Origin of the sequence: Enterobacter dykesii (genome assembly GCF_008364625.2) — a bacterium.
GTDB classification, from domain to species: Bacteria; Pseudomonadota; Gammaproteobacteria; order Enterobacterales; family Enterobacteriaceae; genus Enterobacter; species Enterobacter dykesii.
On the sequence record NZ_CP126604.1, the window covers coordinates 905,787 to 925,756 of the forward strand.

The 19,970-nt window shown below is 56.4% G+C and carries 18 protein-coding genes; 13 read left to right on the forward strand and 5 right to left on the reverse strand.

Features of this window, described 5'->3' with window-relative positions; all coding sequences use genetic code 11:
- Positions 1 to 249: 249 nt before the first annotated feature.
- The 6 genes from mmuP to tauD all read left to right on the forward strand — a co-directional run bounded on the left by mmuP (position 250) and on the right by tauD (position 6,156).
- Complete coding sequence (gene mmuP / locus F0320_RS04210) at positions 250 to 1,650, forward strand: S-methylmethionine permease (RefSeq protein ID WP_047650396.1); 1,401 nt, start codon at positions 250 to 252, stop codon at positions 1,648 to 1,650.
- Positions 1,637 to 2,569 (forward strand): homocysteine S-methyltransferase, encoded by a 933-nt coding sequence (gene mmuM / locus F0320_RS04215; RefSeq protein ID WP_047650397.1) that lies wholly within the window; start codon positions 1,637 to 1,639, stop codon positions 2,567 to 2,569. The genes mmuP and mmuM overlap by 14 nt, the downstream gene beginning before the upstream one ends.
- A gap of 177 nt (positions 2,570 to 2,746) precedes the next feature.
- Positions 2,747 to 3,709, forward strand: coding sequence for a taurine ABC transporter substrate-binding protein (gene tauA, locus F0320_RS04220; protein ID WP_023293188.1), 963 nt, complete (start codon positions 2,747 to 2,749; stop codon positions 3,707 to 3,709).
- Positions 3,710 to 3,719: 10 nt separating this feature from the next.
- A complete protein-coding gene (gene tauB, locus F0320_RS04225) occupies positions 3,720 to 4,487 on the forward strand; it encodes a taurine ABC transporter ATP-binding subunit (RefSeq protein ID WP_047650398.1) in 768 nt (255 codons plus the stop codon).
- Positions 4,484 to 5,311 (forward strand): taurine ABC transporter permease TauC, encoded by an 828-nt coding sequence (gene tauC, locus F0320_RS04230; RefSeq protein WP_126329135.1) that lies wholly within the window; start codon positions 4,484 to 4,486, stop codon positions 5,309 to 5,311. Before tauB ends, tauC begins: the two co-directional genes overlap by 4 nt.
- A complete protein-coding gene (tauD, locus tag F0320_RS04235; RefSeq protein ID WP_047650400.1) occupies positions 5,308 to 6,156 on the forward strand; it encodes a taurine dioxygenase in 849 nt (282 codons plus the stop codon). The genes tauC and tauD overlap by 4 nt, the downstream gene beginning before the upstream one ends.
- Positions 6,157 to 6,219: 63 nt before the next feature.
- On the opposite strand, the gene F0320_RS04240 is transcribed toward tauD, so the two are convergent.
- Together F0320_RS04240 and hemB are read right to left on the reverse strand one after the other, a co-directional pair.
- Positions 6,220 to 7,920, reverse strand: a complete 1,701-nt coding sequence (locus tag F0320_RS04240; RefSeq protein ID WP_047650401.1) for a lysophospholipid acyltransferase family protein — start codon at positions 7,918 to 7,920, stop codon at positions 6,220 to 6,222.
- 72 nt (positions 7,921 to 7,992) lie between these two features.
- A complete protein-coding gene (gene hemB, locus F0320_RS04245) occupies positions 7,993 to 8,967 on the reverse strand; it encodes a porphobilinogen synthase (RefSeq protein WP_028017695.1) in 975 nt (324 codons plus the stop codon).
- A 450-nt stretch (positions 8,968 to 9,417) separates the two neighbouring features.
- Here hemB and F0320_RS04250 point away from each other — a divergent pair, with 450 nt between their 5' ends.
- Both F0320_RS04250 and F0320_RS04255 read left to right on the forward strand, forming a co-directional pair.
- Positions 9,418 to 12,192: an autotransporter outer membrane beta-barrel domain-containing protein gene (locus tag F0320_RS04250; RefSeq protein WP_149323818.1), complete on the forward strand. Its 2,775-nt coding sequence runs from the start codon at positions 9,418 to 9,420 to the stop codon at positions 12,190 to 12,192.
- Positions 12,193 to 12,286: 94 nt separating this feature from the next.
- Positions 12,287 to 12,910, forward strand: coding sequence for a helix-turn-helix domain-containing protein (locus F0320_RS04255; protein ID WP_047650403.1), 624 nt, complete (start codon positions 12,287 to 12,289; stop codon positions 12,908 to 12,910).
- Between the two features lie 2 nt (positions 12,911 to 12,912).
- On the opposite strand, the gene ampH is transcribed toward F0320_RS04255, so the two are convergent.
- Positions 12,913 to 14,073 (reverse strand): D-alanyl-D-alanine-carboxypeptidase/endopeptidase AmpH, encoded by a 1,161-nt coding sequence (ampH, locus tag F0320_RS04260; RefSeq protein ID WP_047650404.1) that lies wholly within the window; start codon positions 14,071 to 14,073, stop codon positions 12,913 to 12,915.
- 204 nt (positions 14,074 to 14,277) lie between these two features.
- On the opposite strand from ampH, the gene F0320_RS04265 reads away from it, so the two are divergent.
- The 3 genes from F0320_RS04265 to F0320_RS04275 all read left to right on the forward strand — a co-directional run bounded on the left by F0320_RS04265 (position 14,278) and on the right by F0320_RS04275 (position 17,259).
- Positions 14,278 to 14,811 carry an isochorismatase family protein gene (locus F0320_RS04265; protein WP_126329133.1) on the forward strand — a complete coding sequence of 178 codons (534 nt, stop codon included), beginning with the start codon at positions 14,278 to 14,280 and terminating at the stop codon, positions 14,809 to 14,811.
- A gap of 115 nt (positions 14,812 to 14,926) precedes the next feature.
- A complete protein-coding gene (sbmA, locus tag F0320_RS04270) occupies positions 14,927 to 16,147 on the forward strand; it encodes a peptide antibiotic transporter SbmA (protein ID WP_126329132.1) in 1,221 nt (406 codons plus the stop codon).
- 14 nt (positions 16,148 to 16,161) lie between these two features.
- A complete protein-coding gene (locus F0320_RS04275; RefSeq protein ID WP_126329131.1) occupies positions 16,162 to 17,259 on the forward strand; it encodes a DUF1615 domain-containing protein in 1,098 nt (365 codons plus the stop codon).
- Here the strand turns inward: F0320_RS04275 and F0320_RS04280 are convergent.
- On the reverse strand, positions 17,256 to 17,552 hold the full coding sequence (locus F0320_RS04280; protein WP_126329130.1) for a DUF2755 family protein: 297 nt from the start codon (positions 17,550 to 17,552) through the stop codon (positions 17,256 to 17,258). The two genes, F0320_RS04275 and F0320_RS04280, sit on opposite strands and share 4 nt — an antisense overlap.
- 248 nt (positions 17,553 to 17,800) lie before the next feature.
- On the opposite strand from F0320_RS04280, the gene F0320_RS04285 reads away from it, so the two are divergent.
- On the forward strand, positions 17,801 to 18,028 hold the full coding sequence (locus F0320_RS04285) for a DUF2754 domain-containing protein (protein ID WP_023310528.1): 228 nt from the start codon (positions 17,801 to 17,803) through the stop codon (positions 18,026 to 18,028).
- Here F0320_RS04285 and ddlA read toward each other — a convergent pair.
- Positions 18,025 to 19,125 carry a D-alanine--D-alanine ligase gene (ddlA, locus tag F0320_RS04290; protein WP_126329129.1) on the reverse strand — a complete coding sequence of 367 codons (1,101 nt, stop codon included), beginning with the start codon at positions 19,123 to 19,125 and terminating at the stop codon, positions 18,025 to 18,027. The two genes, F0320_RS04285 and ddlA, sit on opposite strands and share 4 nt — an antisense overlap.
- Positions 19,126 to 19,228: 103 nt before the next feature.
- Between ddlA and F0320_RS04295 the strand changes: the two genes are divergently transcribed.
- Positions 19,229 to 19,912: an extensin family protein gene (locus F0320_RS04295; protein ID WP_126329128.1), complete on the forward strand. Its 684-nt coding sequence runs from the start codon at positions 19,229 to 19,231 to the stop codon at positions 19,910 to 19,912.
- The last annotated feature ends 58 nt before the right edge of the window (positions 19,913 to 19,970 follow it).

A 19,970-nucleotide genomic window follows, 5' to 3' on the forward strand; every position in this document is an offset into this window, starting at 1 on the left:
ATGAATCCGCTCTTCACGGATACCACTTTCGACTGACCGAAGATCGCCGCTTCCCGCACCATGCTGTAAGTATCTGCTTGCGGAGGTGCTTATGGCCTGGCGTCCGATTCTCTATGTGATCCTCACAACCCACCCCAGACTCAGCGCGAGGCGTGCCCGTTTGCGTCTTGTCATCTAGCTTTTTATTAACAATCGCGGTATAACACACCTTCTTTGGATGTTTAGATGTCCATACGTATAGAAGGTAATATGCAAAAACAACAAGAAAATGGGCAGCTTAAGCGCACCATGAAAACACGCCACCTGATTATGCTCTCGCTGGGCGGCGTGATTGGGACAGGGTTATTCTTCAATACCGGCTACATCATTTCAACGACCGGGGCGGCAGGGACGCTGCTGGCGTACCTGATAGGCGCGCTGGTGGTCTGGCTGGTGATGCAGTGTCTGGGCGAACTTTCCGTGGCGATGCCGGAAACCGGCGCGTTCCACGTCTATGCCGCCCGCTATCTTGGCCCGGCGACGGGCTACACCGTGGCGTGGCTCTACTGGCTCACCTGGACGGTGGCGCTCGGCTCGAGCTTTACCGCCGCCGGGTTCTGCATGCAGTACTGGTTCCCGCAGGTGCCCGTCTGGGCCTGGTGCGTGGTCTTCTGCGTGGTGATTTTTGGCCTGAACGTCATCTCGACGCGCTTCTTTGCTGAAGGCGAATTCTGGTTCTCCCTGGTCAAAGTCATTACCATCATCGCCTTTATTATCCTTGGCGGGGCGGCGGTCTTTGGCTTTATCCCGATGCAGGACGGTTCCCCCGCGCCGGGCTTAAGCAATATCACTGCCGAAGGCTGGTTCCCGCACGGCGGCCTGCCGATCCTGATGACCATGGTGGCGGTGAACTTTGCCTTTTCCGGGACAGAACTCATCGGCATCGCAGCGGGCGAAACGGAAAATCCGCACAAGGTGATTCCGGTTGCGATCCGCACCACCATCGCGCGCCTGATTATCTTCTTTATCGGCACCGTGTTTGTGCTGGCGGCGCTGATCCCGATGCAGCAGGCGGGCGTGGAAAAGAGCCCGTTCGTGCTGGTGTTTGAAAAGGTCGGGATTCCTTACGCGGCAGACATCGTTAACTTCGTGATCCTGACGGCGATCCTCTCGGCGGCGAACTCGGGCCTGTACGCTTCCGGGCGCATGTTGTGGTCGCTGTCGAACGAGAAAACGCTGCCGCGCTGCTTTGCCCGCGTGAACAAAAACGGCGTGCCGCTGACGGCGCTCTCGGTCTCTATGCTCGGCGGCGTGCTGGCGCTGTTCTCCAGCGTCGTGGCCCCGGACACGGTGTTTGTCGCGCTCTCGGCGATTTCTGGCTTTGCGGTGGTGGCGGTCTGGATCAGCATCTGCGCGTCGCACTTCGTTTTCCGCCGCCGTCATCTGCAGTCCGGGCAGCCGCTCTCTGCGCTGCAGTATCGCGCGCCGTGGTATCCGCTGGTGCCGGTGCTCGGTTTTATCCTCTGCGTGGTGGCCTGTGTCGGCCTGTGGTTTGACCCGAGCCAGCGCATTGCCCTTTATTGCGGGCTTCCGTTTGTCGCCCTGTGTTATGGTGCGTACTACCTGACCCGAAATATGACATCGCAGGAGCCTGAACATGTCGCAGAATAACCCGCTTATCGCCATCCTTGAAAAACAGCCGTTTGTGGTGCTGGATGGCGCGATGGCAACGGAGCTGGAAGCGCGCGGCTGTAACCTTGCAGACAGCCTATGGTCTGCCAAAGTGCTGGTTGAAAACCCGGATCTTATCCGCGAAGTGCATCTCGACTACTATCGAGCGGGCGCGCAGGTGGCGATCACCGCCAGCTATCAGGCCACGCCTGCGGGGTTTGCGGCGCGAGGTCTGGACGAGGCGCAGTCCCGCGCGCTGATTGGTAAAAGCGTGGAGCTGGCGCGTAAGGCGCGCGAAGCGTATCTGGCTGAAAATCCGCACGCGGGTACGCTGCTGGTAGCGGGCTCCGTTGGGCCTTACGGCGCCTATCTGGCGGATGGCTCAGAGTATCGCGGCGACTATGTGCGCAGTGCGGAAGAATTCACCACCTTCCATCGTCCTCGAGTGGAAGCGCTGCTGGATGCGGGCGCTGACCTGCTGGCCTGCGAAACCCTACCATCCTTTGAGGAGATTAAGGCGCTGGCGGCGTTGCTGTCTGAATATCCCCGCGCCCGGGCGTGGTTCTCGTTCACCTTACGCGACAGCGAGCACCTGAGCGACGGTACGCCGCTGCGCGAGGTGGTCAGCGTGCTGGCAAGCTCTCCGCAGATCGTCGCGCAGGGCATTAACTGCATCGCACTGGAAAACACTACGGCGGCGCTGAAGCATCTGCAAAGCCTGACGTCGCTGCCGCTGGTGGTCTACCCGAACTCGGGCGAGCACTATGACGCGGTAACTAAAACCTGGCACCACCACGGCGAAGCGTGCGAGACGCTGGCGGGGTATCTGCCCCAGTGGCTGGACGCCGGAGCGAAGCTGATTGGCGGCTGCTGTCGCACCACGCCGAAGGATATTGCTGAGCTTACCGCGAAGCGCTGATGCCCTCACCCTGACCCTCTCCCACGGGAGAGGGAAAAAAAACAACCGCACAAAACCAACTATCCTTTCCCGCTTTTTATCTAAAAACGAATCGTTATGAGCGATTCATTTTTATTCCTTTATCAAAATTCCCGCGCCGGAAATACTGCCCTCATAACAACAAGGGGAGCAGGCACTATGGCAATTTCATCGCGAATCACACTTCTCGGCGCACTGGCGCTGTGGGCATTTCAGGCGCAGGCGGTGGACGTCACCGTCGCGTATCAAACCTCTGCGGAACCGGCGAAAGTCGCGCAGGCGGACAACACTTTTGCCAAAGAGAGCGGTGCGAAAGTCGACTGGCGTAAGTTCGACAGCGGCGCCTCCGTGGTGCGTGCGTTAGCCTCCGGCGACGTGCAGATCGGCAATATCGGATCCAGTCCGCTGGCGGTTGCGGCCAGCCAGCAGGTGCCGATTGAGGTTTTCCTGCTCGCCTCGCAACTCGGTAACTCTGAAGCGCTGGTGGTGAAGAAGAACATAACCAAACCTGAGGATCTGATCGGCAAACGCATTGCCGTGCCGTTTATCTCCACCACCCACTACAGCCTGCTGGCGGCGCTCAAACACTGGGGCATCAAGCCGGGTCAGGTACAAATTATCAACCTGCAGCCGCCGGCGATTATCGCCGCCTGGCAGCGCGGGGATATTGACGGGGCCTACGTCTGGGCACCGGCCGTGAACGAGCTGGAAAAAGACGGCACCGTGCTGACCGACTCTGAAAAAGTGGGCCAGTGGGGGGCGCCAACCCTCGACGTGTGGGTCGTGCGTAAAGACTTCGCTGAGAAGCATCCAGAGGTGGTGAAAGCCTTCGCCAAAAGCGCGATTGACGCCCAGCAGCCGTACATCTCTAACCCGGATGAATGGCTGAAGCAGCCCGCCAACCTGGAAAAACTCTCTCGCCTGAGCGGCGTGCCGGAAGCGGACGTGCCGGGGCTGGTGAAAGGCAATACCTATCTGACGCCCGCGCAGCAGGTGCAGCAGCTGACCGGGCCGGTGAACAAAGCGATTGTGGATACCGCCACCTTCCTGAAAGAGCAGGGCAAAGTGCCTGCGGTGGCAGCGGATTACAGCCAGTACGTGACCGATCGTTTTGTGAAATAAGGAGTCCGCCATGCTGAATATTACGAACCTGTACGCCGATTACGGCGGTAAGCCCGCGCTGGAGGAGATCAACCTGACGCTGGACAGCGGTGAGCTGCTGGTGGTGCTGGGCCCGTCCGGGTGCGGAAAAACCACGCTGCTGAATCTGATCGCCGGGTTTGTCCCTTATCAGCATGGCACCATCCAACTGGAAGGCAAAAAGGTGGAAGGCCCGGGCGCCGAGCGCGGCGTGGTCTTCCAGAATGAAGGGCTTCTCCCCTGGCGCAACGTGCAGGAAAACGTGGCGTTTGGGCTGCAGCTTGCGGGCATCAACCGCGAAAAGCGGCTGGAAACGGCACGGGCGATGCTGAAAAAAGTGGGGCTGGAAGGGGCGGAAAAACGCTTAATCTGGCAGCTTTCCGGCGGCCAGCGGCAGCGCGTAGGTATTGCCCGCGCGCTGGCAGCTAATCCGCAGCTGTTGCTGCTGGACGAGCCGTTCGGGGCGCTGGATGCCTTCACCCGCGAGCAGATGCAAACCCTGCTGCTGCGCCTGTGGCACGAGACGGGCAAGCAGGTGCTGTTGATTACCCACGATATCGAAGAGGCGGTGTTTATGGCGACGGAGCTGGTGCTGCTCTCGCCGGGGCCGGGCCGCGTGCTTGAGCGTTTGCCGCTGGATTTCGCCCGCCGCTACGTCGCGGGAGAACCCGTGCGCAGCATTAAATCCGATCCGCTGTTTATCGAACAGCGTGAATACGTTTTAAGCCGCGTGTTTGAACAACGGGAGGCCTTCTCATGAGCATCGTCTTCAGTGAAAAAACGCGCCGCACGCGTCTGGCGCTGCGCTGGCCTTTCTCGCGCCAAATCACGTTGAGCGTCGGTACGCTGCTGGTGCTGCTGGCGGTGTGGTGGGCGGTTGCTGCCCAGCAGTGGATCAGCCCGCTGTTTCTGCCCCCGCCGGGCCAGGTGCTGGCCAAACTCATTACCATCGCCGGGCCGCAGGGCTTTATGGATGCCACGCTCTGGCAGCATCTTGGGGCAAGTCTGGCGCGTATTCTGGTGGCGCTTCTGGCTGCCGTCATCATCGGCATTCCCGTGGGTATTGCGATGGGGCTGAGCCCGACGGTGCGAGGCATCCTCGATCCGCTGATCGAGCTTTACCGCCCGGTGCCGCCGCTGGCCTGGCTGCCGCTGGTGGTTATCTGGTTCGGCATAGGTGAAACGCCCAAAGTTTTACTCATCTATCTGGCGATCTTTGCGCCGGTTGCAATGTCAACGCTGGAAGGCGTGAAGAGCGCCCAGCAGGTGCGGATCCGGGCGGCGCAGTCGCTGGGGGCCAGCCGCACGCAGGTGCTGCTGTTCGTGATTTTACCGGGCGCGCTGCCGGAAATTTTAACCGGGCTGCGCATCGGCCTCGGCGTGGGCTGGTCCACGCTGGTGGCGGCAGAGCTGATTGCGGCCACGCGCGGCCTTGGGTTTATGGTGCAGTCGGCGGGAGAGTTCCTGGCGACTGACGTGGTGCTGGCAGGGATCGCGGCGATCGCCGCGATCGCCTTCGGATTAGAACTGGGGCTGCGCGCGTTACAGCGCCGCCTGACGCCCTGGCATGGAGAAATACAATGAGTGAACGTCTGACCATTACCCCGCTGGGGCCATACATTGGCGCACAGGTATCGGGCCTGGATGTGACCCGTCCGCTGAGCGATAACCAGTTCGAGCAGCTGTACCACGCGGTGCTGCGTCATCAGGTCGTTTTCCTGCGCGAGCAGGCGATCACCCCGCAGCAGCAGCGCGCGCTGGCCCTGCGCTTTGGCGATCTGCATATCCACCCCGTCTATCCGCATGCGGAAGGTGTGGAGGAGATTATCGTTCTGGACACCCACAACGATAACCCGCCGGATAACGACAACTGGCATACCGACGTGACCTTTATCGAGACGCCGCCCGCCGGGGCGATTCTGGCGGCGAAGCTGCTGCCGGATACGGGGGGCGATACGCTGTGGGCCAGCGGGATTGCGGCGTATGAGGCGCTCTCCGCGCCGCTCCGGACGCTGCTGAGCGGGCTGCGGGCGGAGCACGACTTCAAAAAATCATTCCAGGAATACAAGTATCGCAAAAGCGAAGAGGAGCATCAGCGCTGGCAGGAGGCGGTTGCGAAACATCCTCCGCTGCTGCACCCGGTGGTGCGGACCCATCCGGTCACCGGCAAGCAGGCGCTGTTCGTGAACGAAGGGTTCATCACGCGCATTGTGGACGTGTCCGAGAAAGAGAGTGATGCGCTGCTGGGATTCCTGTTCGCGCATATTACCAAGCCGGAGTTTCAGGTGCGCTGGCGCTGGCAGGAGAATGACCTGGCGATATGGGATAACCGCGTGACGCAGCATTATGCCAATGCGGACTATCTGCCGCAGCGCCGGATTATGCAGCGGGCGACGATTTTGGGCGATAAGCCGTTTTACCGCCCATGATCCTGTAGTACCCGTAGGCCGGGTGGCGGCTACGCCTTACCCGGCCTACAAAAAACTGCACACTTAAAGGTGCGCCTCAATATACCGCTGGTAGCGGTTCGCCTTCAGGTAACACAAATCCACCAGCACCAGCCCATCAACGCAGTTGTTAAACGCCGGGTCGCTGCCGAAATCAATAAACTGCACGCCGCCGGGCTCGCAAAGCTCGGAATATTGCTTGTAGAGCGGCGGAATGCCGCAGCCCAGATTGCCGAGCAGGGATTTCAGCTTTGTCAGGTCGTCTACGTAATCCACGCCGCCAAACTGCGCCAGCACGTCCGGCAGGGACGCGGGATACGGCTGGCGCGAGGCGGCTAGCGGATGCGTCGCCGGGAACCACAGACGGTAAAAGGCCACTAGCAGATCCCGCGCGGCTGGCGGTAACCCCCCGGAAATTGAGACCGGGCCAAACAGGTAACGATAGTTCGGATAACGCGCCAGGTAAGCCCCAATGCCGGACCATAAATAGTCCAGGCCGCGGCGTCCCCAGTAGCGCGGCTGAATAAAGCTGCGCCCCAGCTCAATGCCGTGCTCCAGCACGTCCTGCATTTTGTCGTCGTAGTGGAACAGGCTATAGCTGTACAACCCTTCCAGACCGCGACGTTCAACCTGTCTGGCGGTCGGCATAAAGCGATACGCGCCGACGATCTCCAGATCCTCATCATCCCACAGGATCAGGTGCAGATAATCATCGTCGTAGCAGTCGGTGTCCCGGCGCTTGCCGCTCCCTTCCTCCACCGCGCGAAAGGCAATCTCGCGCAGGCGGCCCAGCTCGCGCAGTAGCGGGGCGTCTTCCTGACCGTTGCGCTGCCAAAGATAGATGGTTTTACCGTCGCTGGTATTGCCCAGACATTCGGCCTGCGCCAGCGCGCGTTTCAGGGTGGCCCGGTCTTCCGGACGGGCAATCGCGCACTGGGTTTTAAAGACGCCGGGCACTCCCTTGCCAAGACGCATCACGTGCTGACGGCACTGCTCGGCCATCTCACGCGACGAAAGGGTGGCGCTGTGCCAGTGATGCCACGCAATCTGCTGGCCGATTTTAATCGGCAGCTGGCTGTGGCGGCGGCGGAACATCTGCTGCATCAATAACAGCATCGACAGCGTCGGGGAGACCAGCGTACTGGCATAAAAGAGCAGGCTGTTATGCGCCTGAATATGCACCGGCAGCAGCGGGGCGCGCAGCTTGCTGGCGAGTTTGATAAAGCCGGAGTGCCATTTTTTATCGCGAATGCCTTTACGCGTGGGGCGGGAAACTTCTCCGGCCGGGAAGAAGATCAGCACGCCTGCGTTTTGCAGATGCTGTTCCATCTGAACCAGGGACGATTTCGCCGTCCTGCCGCCCATATTGTCCACCGGAATAAACAGCGAGCTGAGGGGCTCAAGGTGAGTCAGCATCCGGTTGGTCACGACTTTAACATCGCGACGCACGCGGGAGACGGCGTACATCAGCGCCAGCCCGTCCAGCGTACCCGTCGGGTGGTTGGCAATAATGACCAGCGGGCCATGTTCGGGGATTTGTTCGAGATCGCGGGCGGAAACGGTGCAGAGAATATCAAGGTGTTCCAGAACTTGCTCCACCATATCCAGCCCTTTCAGGTGGCGGTGGGCTGCGGCAAATTGCTGAAATTCGTCTTCGTAAAACAGTCTTTTTAACAGACTTTTTTGCCAGGGTGCAGGCCTCGCCTGAGGCCAAAGATCGTCGAGAACGCTATCGAGGCTAAACATGGTTACTCCTCCTGCCGTCTTGCGAAGACAGTAGAAGGAGCAGATGTCGGTTGTATTGCAGTTTGGTGAAGATTAGCGGAGGATTTTTTTCTCAGCCAGATCCAGCGCGAAGTAGCTGAAGATCAGATCCGCGCCTGCGCGTTTGATGGCGCCGAGGCTTTCGAGGACCACTTTCTCTTCGTCAATCGCACCGGCTAGCGCGGCGAATTTGATCATTGCGTACTCGCCGCTGACCTGGTAAGCGCCCAATGGCAGCTCGGTGCGCTCGCGAATGTCGCGCAGGATATCAAGATACGCACCAGCCGGTTTCACCATCAGGCAGTCTGCACCCTGGGCTTCATCAAGCAGGGATTCACGAATCGCTTCCCGACGGTTAAGCGGGTTCATCTGATAGGTTTTACGATCGCCCTTCAGCGCTGTGCCCGCAGCTTCACGGAACGGGCCGTAGAAGGAGGAGGCAAATTTGGTGGAGTAAGACATGATGGCGGTGTCGGTAAAGCCCGCCGCGTCCAGCGCCTGACGGATCGCCTGAACCTGTCCGTCCATTGCGGCAGAGGGCGCGATGAAGTCCGCACCCGCAGCGGCAGCCACAACCGCCTGCTTGCCGAGGTTAAGCAGGGTAGCATCGTTATCCACGCCGTGATCGCACAGCACGCCGCAGTGGCCGTGAGAGGTGTATTCGCAGAAGCAGGTATCTGACATTACCACCATTTCCGGCACGGTCTCTTTGCAGATGCGGGACATGCGGGCGACGAGGCCATCTTCTTTCCACGCGTCGCTGCCGGTGGCATCGGTATGGTGAGAGATGCCGAAGGTCATCACCGAGCGGATCCCCGCGTTGGCGATACGTTCGATCTCACGCGCCAGATATTTCTCCGGAATGCGCATTACGCCCGGCATGGCTTCGATGGCTTTGTAGTCATCGATCTCTTCTTCGACAAAAATCGGCAACACCAGATCGTTTAAGGTCAGGGTTGTCTCTTCAAACATAGCGCGCAGTGCAGGTGACTTGCGCAGGCGGCGGGGACGTGCAATTAAATCGGTCATGGAATGCCTGATGTTTGTGGAACAAAGAAGGCTAGTGTACCGCAAAGTGAAGCCAGGTGTTTTACTAAAGTGGGCATTTTGTTTTTGCGAAATGCGGCAGATCGGGTTTCATATCATCAGTATATAATACCGTTCAGGATATTATTGAAAGGAGGTGAGATATTCGTGTTGTTTCTATATTAATGGGTATGCATCATTAAAAATGATTTATTATTTGTTATTATATGTTTTGCATTGGTGTACCTGTATTTTAACTTTTTGTTTTTATAATATTAATCTCGAGTGACCCATGCGTTTGTCGCTTTTGAAGTGTTATTAGTCTGAATACGGACTTAATGGAAACATTCATTGAACCTTTTTCAAATGAAACTGCATAATTCCCTCCGCAATTAGATGTTGCAAATTCAATGATGGACAAACTTGCTTACGTCCCTGAGGAGGGATGACCCAATGCAAACATGGAAAAAGAAACTCGTTGTATCTCAACTTGCATTAGCCTGCACACTGGCTATCGCTTCTCAGGCCAATGCGAAGGATATTTCCGGTACGACCTATAATACATTCGGATACGATAATACCGCTTCCACTCCCTGGTATTATGGCTATGCCGATTGGGATTACTCAGACGCGACACACGACGGTGATATTTATCCGGTGATTAATAAAAGCACCGTGAATGGCGTTATTTCAACATACTATCTGGATGATGGCATCAATGGCCGGGCAAATGCGTTAAGTATTTCCAACAGTACTATTAATGGCATGATTACCTCGGAGTGTATGACTTCCTCGTGTGCGGACGGTCTGGATACCGATGGCACCAACCATTCTCAATACGATCGTTTTAGCCTGACCGTTGATAATTCCACCATTAACGATACCTATGAGCATTATGCGTATGACGTCGTGAATGGGGAAAATACGGAAAGACACTATCTGGACACGTATAATCTGGGTAATGCGATTACCCTGGATGTGGAGTCCGATATTGTTATCCAGAATAATTCCCACATTGCCGGTATTACCCTGACGCAGGGGTATCAGGAACTGGATAACACTCCTTACGACGGTATTGAAGGCGTAGCCAACAGCAGCAAAGTATTTACAGACACGCTGGTGGTGAAAGACTCCGTTCTGACCTCAGGCGCATACAGCGATCTGGGGACCAGTGGGTTCTACGGTCAAACCGCGAAGCCTGGCGACTACGGTGAAACGAATGCCACGGCAGCGGATGATGCGGCGCTGATCGTTGCTGCTAGCGCGTCTGATAACGCGATGCAGACCACTGCCACGTTCGATCACTCCACCGTTACTGGCGATATTCTTTTCTCCAGCACCTTCGACAACAACTTCTATCCGAACGGCGATCCGGCAACCGATACCACCGACGATGGCATCTATAACCCAACCACCAACGGCTGGGATGGCACCGATAAGCTGGATGTAACTCTCACCAACGGCAGCAAATGGGTCGGCGCAGCGCAGTCCAGCGTCGAGGCTATCGGCACTGCGCAAATGTATGGCCAGGGCTACAGCAACGTAGACTGGAGCACTCTATCCCCTAACAGCATTTGGCCGGACTCCACCTATGACAGCAACGGACACGTTACGGGTGAAGCGGTATATCAGAGCGGGCTGTTTAACATCGCGCTGGATAACGGCTCAGAGTGGGATACCCGCAAGCTTTCTAATATCGACACGCTGACGGTAAACAACCAGTCTCAGGTTAACGTTGAAGACTCTGGTCTGCTGGCGGACTCCATCACCCTGACTAATGCTTCATCAATGAATATTGGGGACAGCGGTGGCGTGGCGACCGACCATCTGTATCTCGACAGCTATAGCCGTGCGGCACTGACGGAAGAAACGGCCGAACTGTATGCCAACACCATCACCGTGGATAACGGTGCTGAGCTGGCGCTGGGGCTGGGTCAGGTTGATACGCATAATCTGGAACTGACCGATGGCGGGGTGCTTAACGTTGCCAGCCGTGATTACGTCCTGAACAGCGATCTGAACAACGCACGCTATATCACTAACGATAAGTACAATGCCGACTACGACTACGGTGTTGTGGCGATGAACTCAGATGGCCATCTGTCAGTAAACGGTGACGTGGCAGGTAACTACCAGGTACGCATCGACGATGCGACCGGTGCAGGTTCCGTTGCTGATTACAAAAACAAAGAGATTATTCGCGTCTATGACAATAACTCGGATACCACTGCCAGCTTTACTGCCGCAAACAAAGCGGATTTAGGTGCTTACACCTATCAGGCACAGCAGCAGGGTGATGCCGTTGTCCTTCAGCAGAAAGAGTTGACCGACTCTGCGAATATGGCGCTGAGCATCCCATCAGCCAATACCAATATCTGGAATCTGCAGCAGGATTCCGTTGGCACGCGTCTGACCAACAGCCGTCACGGTCTGGCGGATAACGGCGGGGCGTGGGTGAGCTACTTCGGCGGCAACTTCGACGGTGACAATGGCGTTATCAGCTACGACCAGGACTTGAGCGGTATTATGGTGGGTCTGGATACCCAGATTGACGGTAATAATGCGAAGTGGATCGTCGGTGGGGCGGCAGGTTTCGCGAAAGGTGATATCAGCGATCGTACCGGTCAGGTCGATCAGGATAGTCAGACGGCGATGATCTACGCGTCTGCGAAGTTCATGAACGATCTGTTCCTCGACAGCTCCCTGAGCTACACCCGCTTCAACAGCGATCTCTCCGCTAACATGAGCAACGGTCAGTATGTTGACGGCAATACCACTAATGATGCTGTTGGTTTTGGGCTGAAGCTGGGCTATGACTGGAAACCAAACCTCTCTGGCTACGTTACGCCATATGCAGCCGTATCTGGCCTGTTCCAGTCTGGTGATGATTATCGTCTGAGCAATGACATGCGCATGGATGGGCAATCTTACGATAGCCTGCGTTATGAACTCGGTGTTGATACGGGTTACACCTTCAACTACGGCGGCGAACAGGCCCTGACGCCTTACTTCAAACTGGCCTACGTCTATGACGATGCCGATAACAATGCCGATATTAACGGTGACAGCATTGATAACGGCGTGAAAGGTTCCGCTGTTCGCGTTGGGCTGGGCACCCAGTTCAGCTTCACGAAGAACTTCAGCGCTTACACGGATGCCACTTATCTGGGCGGCGGTGACGTTGACCAGAACTGGGGCGCAAATCTGGGTGTGAAATATACCTGGTAATGAATAAAAGCGGGGGAGTAGTTATCTCCCCCACTTTTTATAGAAGTAATAAAAATAATATTGAACCGACAAATACGGATGTCTTGAGGTCTGCATGAACGTTAATGCGAAACCGCTTTCTGAATTACGCCGGCTCGAACAGTATTTAACAGCGGCCAGTACCCCTTTTACATGTGCGCCCCAGCAATTAATTACGTCAGGCGAATGGAATGAGCCTTGTACGATCGTATTACAAACCGGTGTTATTGAGGTTTATCGTTCTTCTGATGAGCTTTTGGTAGGGATTGCGACAGCCCCTTTTATTTTCGGTCTGTCTACGGTGATGATTAATCACTCTCAGGAATACAGGGTGATGGCTAAAACGGTCTGTACCGGTTTTTATTTGCCCACGGAAACCACCCGTCAGCTCATCCAGCAGTATTCACTCTGGAAAGAGGCCTTCTGCTGGTTATCCTGGATAAATTACATTCTTGAGAAACGCGATAAGCAGCTGGTTGGAAATAACTCCTATCACCAGATCCGCTCGATGCTGTTGAATATGGCGGAATGGGATGAAACGCTGCGTTCAAAAATCGGTGTGATGAATCATATTCAACAAAGCACACGAATTTCACGTTCCGTTGTTGCCGAAGTTCTTGCCGCTCTGAGGCAAGGAAACTATATCAATATGAGCCGGGGCAAGCTGGTCAGCATTAACCGCTTGCCCACGGAATATTAAATTTAGTTAGATGCGGTGAGCACCTGGGCCTTATTGGCGCTCAGTTCTGCCACCAGGTTATTAATCCCGTCACTCATATTGACGAAACGCGTATGCGGGGAGCGGGTGACCACCACAAACGCGCCGACGTTTGACTGCGGGATCATGGCCATATAGGTGATGAATCCGCCGCCGCCGCCGGTTTTCTGAATAATACCCGGACGGCCATTTTTCGGCGCCATATAGACCCAGCCCAGGCCGAGCGCATCGGCTTTACCCGGCACGTCCATCCCGATGACGCGGTGCAGTTGAGTACGCTGATAAATCAGGGTCTGCATGCGATCGGCCTGGCTGGTGCGAGCGTAGAAATCTGAGGAGAGGAACTGCTGCATCCAGCGCATCATGTCGCCAGGCGTGGAATAGACCCCGCCGCTGCCCACGGCCGCGAGCGTGTTATTGCAGGGGCTGGCGCCTTTCTCCGCCACCATCAGGCGACGGCACTGATCCGGGGATGGGGTAAAGGTAGTGTCTTTCATACCCAGCGGACGGGTTATCTGCTCTTCAAACAGCTGCGTGTAGGGTTTGCCAGCCGCCGTTGAAAGGGCGTCCGCCAGCAGGTCAAAGGCCAGGTTTGAATAAGAGGCCTGCGAACCCGGAGCCGCCTTCAGCGTGGCGGTACTCAGGTAGCTCCAGCGCTGTTCGCGCGTAGGCCAGACAAATACGTCACGGTGCGCTGCCCCGCCTGGCTGCTCACGCGGCAGGGCGCTGGTGTGAGTGGCAAGATTCACAAGCCGAATCGGCGTACCCTGCCAGGTTGGAACCCGGGCGCCTGGAGGCGCGTATTTGCTGAGCGGGTCGTCGAGTTTCACCACGCCCTGGTCGAGCAGTTTCACCAGCATTTCGCTGGTCATCAGCTTGGTTAAGGACGCGATGCGGATAACGGAATCCAGCTGCGGGTGAACGTTATTTCCTGGTCGCGTTTCGCCAAAGCTGCGGAACACACGCTGGTTGCCGTCGATGACGACCATCGCCATCCCGGTCGCGCCGCTGCCGTAATAGATAAGGTTCGCGTAGCGATCGGCAATATCTGAAGCTAAAACGGGCGCCGTCAGCGGTTGGGCTGCCTGGGCGGTAGAAAAGCTCACCGCACACAGCGCGGCAAAAGAGAGCAGACAACGTTTCAACGAAAAGCATCCATGAAGTGTATGAGGAAAGTAATGGGTATTTATACTACTAAACGGTACCGCGCAATGCCCCGAATTGCATAACGATAGCGAGAAAAACGTAACCATGGGTAAATATGAACAATTTACTGACGAGCCATCTCCCATTTTGTGACATCGGGCTTATGATAGGCACCAGTGTCACTCAATCTTACGGAGAACGGTATGTCTGAGAAGCGTGTGGTTATGGTTGTCGATATGCAGAACGGGGTATTTGAAACCCCTCGTCATCAGCGCGAAAAGTGTGTCTCTCTGATCAACCAGCTTACGCAGGCAGCCGACAAGGTGATTTTTATTCAGCATACCGAGGCCGGGGGGCTGGAAGAGGGAAGTGAAGGCTTTGCGTTACTGCCTGAACTCCATCAGCCTGCTGACGCGCTTTACGTCACAAAAACCGCCTGTGATGCCTTCTATAACACCGCGCTTGAGGCGCTGCTGCGTGAGCAGGGCATTCGCGAGTTTGTCATCTGCGGCTGCGCCACCGATTACTGCGTTGACGCGACGATAAAGAACGGCGTCAGCCGGGGTTATCACATCACCGTGGCGGAAGATGCCCATACCACATCCAACCGCCCGGCTGCTGAAGCACAGATCCTGATTAACCATCACAACGACGTCTGGCGTAACTTCATCGCGCCGGCGAATCCTCTCGCGGTGAAATGCACCGAAACAATTCTCGAAAACTGGAAAGCGAACTAATAATCAACCCTCGGGTCTGACCTTTTTGCCTGAGTCGGGAGGCTGGCCTGGGCACGTTTTTCGTGTGGTAACGTGTTGTGCACAGCAACAGCCATAACAACAAGAAGGAAGCATTATGTTTAAGTCTTTTTTCCCAAAGCCGGGGCCTTTTTTCCTGTCGGCATTTATTTGGGCACTCATCGCCGTCATTTTCTGGCAGGCGGGCGGCGGCGCATGGCTGATGCGCATCACGGGGGCAACGGGCGAGGTGCCGATTAGCGCGGCGCGCTTCTGGTCGCTCAGCTACCTGCTGTTTTACGCCTACTACATGGTATGCGTGGGGCTATTTGCCCTGTTCTGGTTTATGTATTCTCCGCACCGCTGGCAGTACTGGTCAATTCTTGGCACATCGCTGATTATCTTTGTCACCTGGTTTCTCGTGGAGGTGGGCGTGGCGGTTAACGCCTGGTATGCGCCGTTCTACGATCTGATCCAGACCGCGCTGAGCTCGCCGCATAAGGTGACCATCAACCAGTTCTACCATGAAGTTGGGATCTTCCTCGGTATCGCCTTGATTGCGGTGATCATCGGCGTGATGAACAACTTCTTCGTCAGCCACTACGTTTTCCGCTGGCGTACCGCGATGAACGAACATTACATGGCGCACTGGCAGCACCTGCGCCATATCGAAGGCGCCGCGCAGCGTGTGCAGGAAGACACCATGCGTTTTGCCTCCACCCTTGAAGACATGGGCGTAAGCTTTATCAACGCCATCATGACGCTGATCGCCTTCCTGCCCGTGCTGGTAACGCTCTCTGCGCATGTGCCGGATCTGCCGATTGTTGGTCATCTTCCGTATGGTCTGGTGATTGCCGCGATCGTCTGGTCGCTGATGGGTACGGGCCTGTTGGCGGTGGTGGGGATCAAACTGCCGGGTCTGGAGTTTAAAAATCAACGCGTGGAAGCCGCTTACCGTAAAGAGCTGGTTTACGGTGAAGATGATGCCAACCGCGCCTCGCCGCCTACCGTCCGCGAGCTGTTTGGCGCCGTACGTCGTAACTACTTCCGACTCTACTTCCACTATATGTATTTCAACATCGCGCGTATCTTATATCTTCAGGTGGATAACGTTTTCGGTTTGTTCCTGCTGTTCCCGTCGATTGTTGCGGGTACGATTACGCTCGGTCTGATGACGCAGATCACCAACGTTTTCGGTCAGGTTCGCGGGTCGTTCCAGTACCTGATCAGCTCCTGGACCACCCTGGTAGAACTGATGTCTATCTATAAACGTTTACGCAGCTTTGAAAGTGAGCTGGACGATCGTGACCTGCAGGAAGTCACCAACACATTTAGCTAATACAGGAAGTTGCTATGTCTTTTGCCGTACCGCGCGCGTTACCGTTGTCCTTGCTGGCCGCTTTTGTGCTGGCAGGCTGTGCCGAAAAAGGGGCTGCTCCGCTCAAAAAGGGGGAGAAGCCCGTCGATGTGGCGAGCGTTGTGCGGCAGAAAATGCCCGCCAGCGTAAAGGATCGCAATGCGTGGGCAGATGCGCTGGCAAAAACCTTTGAAAGCCAAAAGATTGCGCCGACCGAGGAGAACATCTGCTCGGTGCTGGCGGTGGCGCAGCAGGAGTCGATGTACCAGTCAGACCCGGTTGTGCCGGGGCTGAATAAAATCGCCTGGAAAGAGATCGACCGCCGCGCGGAGTCCATGCATATCCCGGTGTTCCTGGTGCATACCGCGCTTAAAATCACCTCGCCGAACGGCAAAACCTACAGCGAACGGCTGGACGCGGTGAAAACCGAAAAACAGCTTAGCGCCATCTTTGATGATTTCATCAGTATGGTCCCGATGGGGCAGAAGCTGTTTGGCTCACTGAACCCGGTCCACACCGGTGGCCCGATGCAGGTGAGCATTGCGTTCGCGGAGAAGCATACCGACGGCTACCCGTGGAAAATCGACGGTACGGTGCGTCAGGAGGTCTTCTCCCTGCGCGGCGGACTGTGGTTCGGCACGTATCATCTGCTGAACTATCCGGCGAACTACAATGAGCCGCTGTACCGCTTTGCCGACTTTAACGCGGGCTGGTATGCCAGCCGTAATGCGGCATTCCAGAGTGCGGTCAGCCGCGCAAGCGGCGTTAAGCTGGCGCTGGACGGCGATCTCATCGCTTACGGCAGCAGCGAGGCGGGAAGCACCGAGCGGGCGATACGGAAATTATCGACAGCGCTTGATATGAGCAACAGCGACATTCGCCGTCAGCTTGAGAAAGGCGACAGCCTGGCCTTTGAGAAAACGGATCTGTACAGGAAGGTGTTTACGCTTGCGGAGCAGAAAAGCGGGAAAACGTTACCGAGGGCTATCCTGCCGGGCATTCAGCTGGAGAGCCCGAAGATCACGCGTAACCTGACCACTGCATGGTTCGCAAAACGCGTGGACGATCGCCGGGCGCGCTGTATGGGGCTTTAACGACGGCGTAAGCGCAGCACTAAGGCCACAACGCCCAGAATCATACATCCCGCGAGGAAGGGGATCAGGCCGAACAGGGTACTGACGCCAAAGCCAATCTCAACTCGCGGGCGTCCGTTATCCTGCACCTGCATCAGGTGTTCATAAACGCCTGGCGCATGGACCAGCATATTAAGCAGCTGGGAACCAGCCCAGAAGCAGAACAGGACAAACAGGGCATAAGCGATATTACCCGCCGTGGAGGTTTTTGGTTTGCCGCCAAAAATCGGTTTCGACAATGTAAAGTCAGCCATATGACCTCCCGAAATATCACTCTGATTTAATACGCGTCTTACAGGGTGAGTTTGACAGGTCATCGTATTTGTCAATATCAGAATCATGGTAATTTACGCGCCGGAATCCTCCTGGATTGTCGATTTCTGCAGCACATCACAATTTCATTACTTAAGTGAAATTGCGTCGCGTTTCAGAATTTCCGCATCTGCCACAGACCTGGCCGTAAAACTGTGAGAGGATGTCTTTTTTTCCTGCCGGAGTTGTTATGAAGCTCACGTCCAAACTACGCCGTGACTGGCACTACTATGCCTTTGCTATCGGGCTGATCTTTATTCTTAACGGTGTCGTGGGCCTGTTGGGGTTTGAAGCAAAAGGCTGGCAAACGTATGCCGTTGGGCTGGTGACCTGGGTAATCAGTTTCTGGCTGGCGGGGCTGATTATCCGCCGTCGTCCTGAAGAGACGACAGCGGATGAGGCGAAGAGCGCCGATTAACCGTTTACGGAACTTTTAAGCGCGCTGTCGGCGGCGTGACGTTCCAGCGCCAGTTCGATCAGGCGGGTGATCAATTCCGGGTAGCTCAGGCCGCTCGCCTGCCACAGCTTCGGATACATGCTGATGTTGGTGAACCCCGGCAGCGTGTTGATTTCATTGATCACCACGTCGTTTTCCGGCGTCAGGAACACGTCCACGCGCGCCATGCCGCAGCAGCCGAGCGTCTGATAGGCGCTAATGGCGATCGCGCGGATCTTATCGTTAACCGCCGGATCGAGATCCGCAGGAACGACAACCTGCGCGCCTTTGTCATCAATGTATTTGGTGTCGTACGAGTAGAAATCGCTGTTTAAGACCACTTCGCCGCAGGTGCTCGCCTGTGGAAAATCGTTGCCCAGCACGGCGCACTCAATTTCACGGCCTTTGATGCCCTGCTCAACCACCACTTTATGGTCGAACTCAAACGCCAGACGGACGGCCTGCGTGAACTCAGCTTCGCTGGTGACTTTGCTGACGCCCACGGAGGAGCCCTGGTTTGCAGGCTTCACAAACAGCGGCAGACCCAGCTCTTCGCTTATTTGCGCGAAGCTGTGTTTGTCGCGGTTGGCGCGGGTGAGGGTCACGAACGGCGCAATATTCAGCCCGGCATCGCGCAGCAGGCGTTTGGTGACGTCTTTGTCCATGCACGCAGCAGAGCCGAGAACATCCGAGCCGACGAACGGCAGGTTGGCCATGCGCAGCATCCCCTGCAGGGAACCATCTTCGCCCAGGGTGCCGTGAACGATAGGGAAGACAACGTCGATCTGGGCGAGAGCCTGTGCGTTTCCGGCGTCGATAAGCTGCCCCTTCACGACGCCGGGTACGGTGGCGACGCTCACTTCCGAAGGATTAAGGGCGATGTGCGCCGGATCGTGAGCATTCAGCAGATACTGGCTGGCATCGTTAACGTGCCACTGGCCCTGTTTATCAATGCCCAGCAGCACCACGTCGAAACGGCTTTTATCGATCGCATCAACGATATTTTTGGCCGATTGCAATGACACTTCGTGCTCCGCTGATTTTCCCCCAAAGACAATACCTACGCGCTGCTTAGCCATCTCACTCTCTTCCAGTCTGACGAAAAGCCAATAACATACCACGATGCCCGGCGGGTTTCGCGGCCTTCTGCCATAATGTTTTGGGGAATCTTGAGGGGGGAGAGTGAAAGGAAAAACGCTGCTGACCGTTTTCATCATTGTGGCCGTTGCAACGGTGGGTTACCGCTGGTTGCCGCCTTACTACAACCCTTTCATACCGCTGACGCTTGACGACCCGCCGGGCCGAATCACCCAGTATAAGCTTCGGCGCTTAACTCCCGAGGCGTGCGAGAGCCTGCTGTCGCAGGCTAACCAAAGAGATCTCATCCACACCCAGCCGGTGGCGGACAGCGGCGGCGCGTGTCCGCTTAACAACGTCGTGCGCGTGCGTGACTTCGGTCCGGTCGGCCTGAACGGGAGCTTTCTTGCCAGCTGTCCGCTGGCGCTCAGCTCTGCGCTGTTTATCAGCCAGCAGGCCCGACCGCTGACAAAGCGCTATACGGGCAGCGACCTTGCGCGTATCGACCACCTCGGCAGCTTTGCCTGCCGCAATATTTACCACCGCCCTGACGCGCGACGCAGTGAACATGCCACGGCGGAGGCGCTGGATATCGCCGCTTTTAGGCTGGCGAACGGGGAGCGCGTCACGGTGCTGAACGGCTGGAAGGCGGCAACAACGCAGCCATGGCTGAAGGCCATGCTGGCGGCAAGCTGCGGCTACTACGGAAACGGCCTCGGGCCGGAGTATAACGCGGCGCATGCCAACCATTTTCATCTGGGAATGCGCGGTTTCGGACTCTGTCGGTGAAGCATAATATTCCGCCAGAAAATGGATGAATTGTGACTTATTTCACAAATATGATGAC

Excerpts from the sequence above, each read along its gene's own strand:
- mmuP (WP_047650396.1), top strand. The coding sequence starts at position 250 with ATGCAAAAACAACAAGAAAATGGGCAGCTTAAGCGCACCATGAAAACA.
- mmuM (WP_047650397.1), top strand. The coding sequence starts at position 1,637 with ATGTCGCAGAATAACCCGCTTATCGCCATCCTTGAAAAACAGCCGTTT.
- tauA (WP_023293188.1), top strand. The coding sequence starts at position 2,747 with ATGGCAATTTCATCGCGAATCACACTTCTCGGCGCACTGGCGCTGTGG.
- tauB (WP_047650398.1), top strand. The coding sequence starts at position 3,720 with ATGCTGAATATTACGAACCTGTACGCCGATTACGGCGGTAAGCCCGCG.
- tauC (WP_126329135.1), top strand. The coding sequence starts at position 4,484 with ATGAGCATCGTCTTCAGTGAAAAAACGCGCCGCACGCGTCTGGCGCTG.
- tauD (WP_047650400.1), top strand. The coding sequence starts at position 5,308 with ATGAGTGAACGTCTGACCATTACCCCGCTGGGGCCATACATTGGCGCA.
- F0320_RS04240 (WP_047650401.1), bottom strand. The coding sequence starts at position 7,920 with ATGTTTAGCCTCGATAGCGTTCTCGACGATCTTTGGCCTCAGGCGAGG.
- hemB (WP_028017695.1), bottom strand. The coding sequence starts at position 8,967 with ATGACCGATTTAATTGCACGTCCCCGCCGCCTGCGCAAGTCACCTGCA.
- F0320_RS04250 (WP_149323818.1), top strand. The coding sequence starts at position 9,418 with ATGCAAACATGGAAAAAGAAACTCGTTGTATCTCAACTTGCATTAGCC.
- F0320_RS04255 (WP_047650403.1), top strand. The coding sequence starts at position 12,287 with ATGAACGTTAATGCGAAACCGCTTTCTGAATTACGCCGGCTCGAACAG.
- F0320_RS04265 (WP_126329133.1), top strand. The coding sequence starts at position 14,278 with ATGTCTGAGAAGCGTGTGGTTATGGTTGTCGATATGCAGAACGGGGTA.
- sbmA (WP_126329132.1), top strand. The coding sequence starts at position 14,927 with ATGTTTAAGTCTTTTTTCCCAAAGCCGGGGCCTTTTTTCCTGTCGGCA.
- F0320_RS04275 (WP_126329131.1), top strand. The coding sequence starts at position 16,162 with ATGTCTTTTGCCGTACCGCGCGCGTTACCGTTGTCCTTGCTGGCCGCT.
- F0320_RS04280 (WP_126329130.1), bottom strand. The coding sequence starts at position 17,552 with ATGGCTGACTTTACATTGTCGAAACCGATTTTTGGCGGCAAACCAAAA.
- F0320_RS04285 (WP_023310528.1), top strand. The coding sequence starts at position 17,801 with ATGAAGCTCACGTCCAAACTACGCCGTGACTGGCACTACTATGCCTTT.
- ddlA (WP_126329129.1), bottom strand. The coding sequence starts at position 19,125 with ATGGCTAAGCAGCGCGTAGGTATTGTCTTTGGGGGAAAATCAGCGGAG.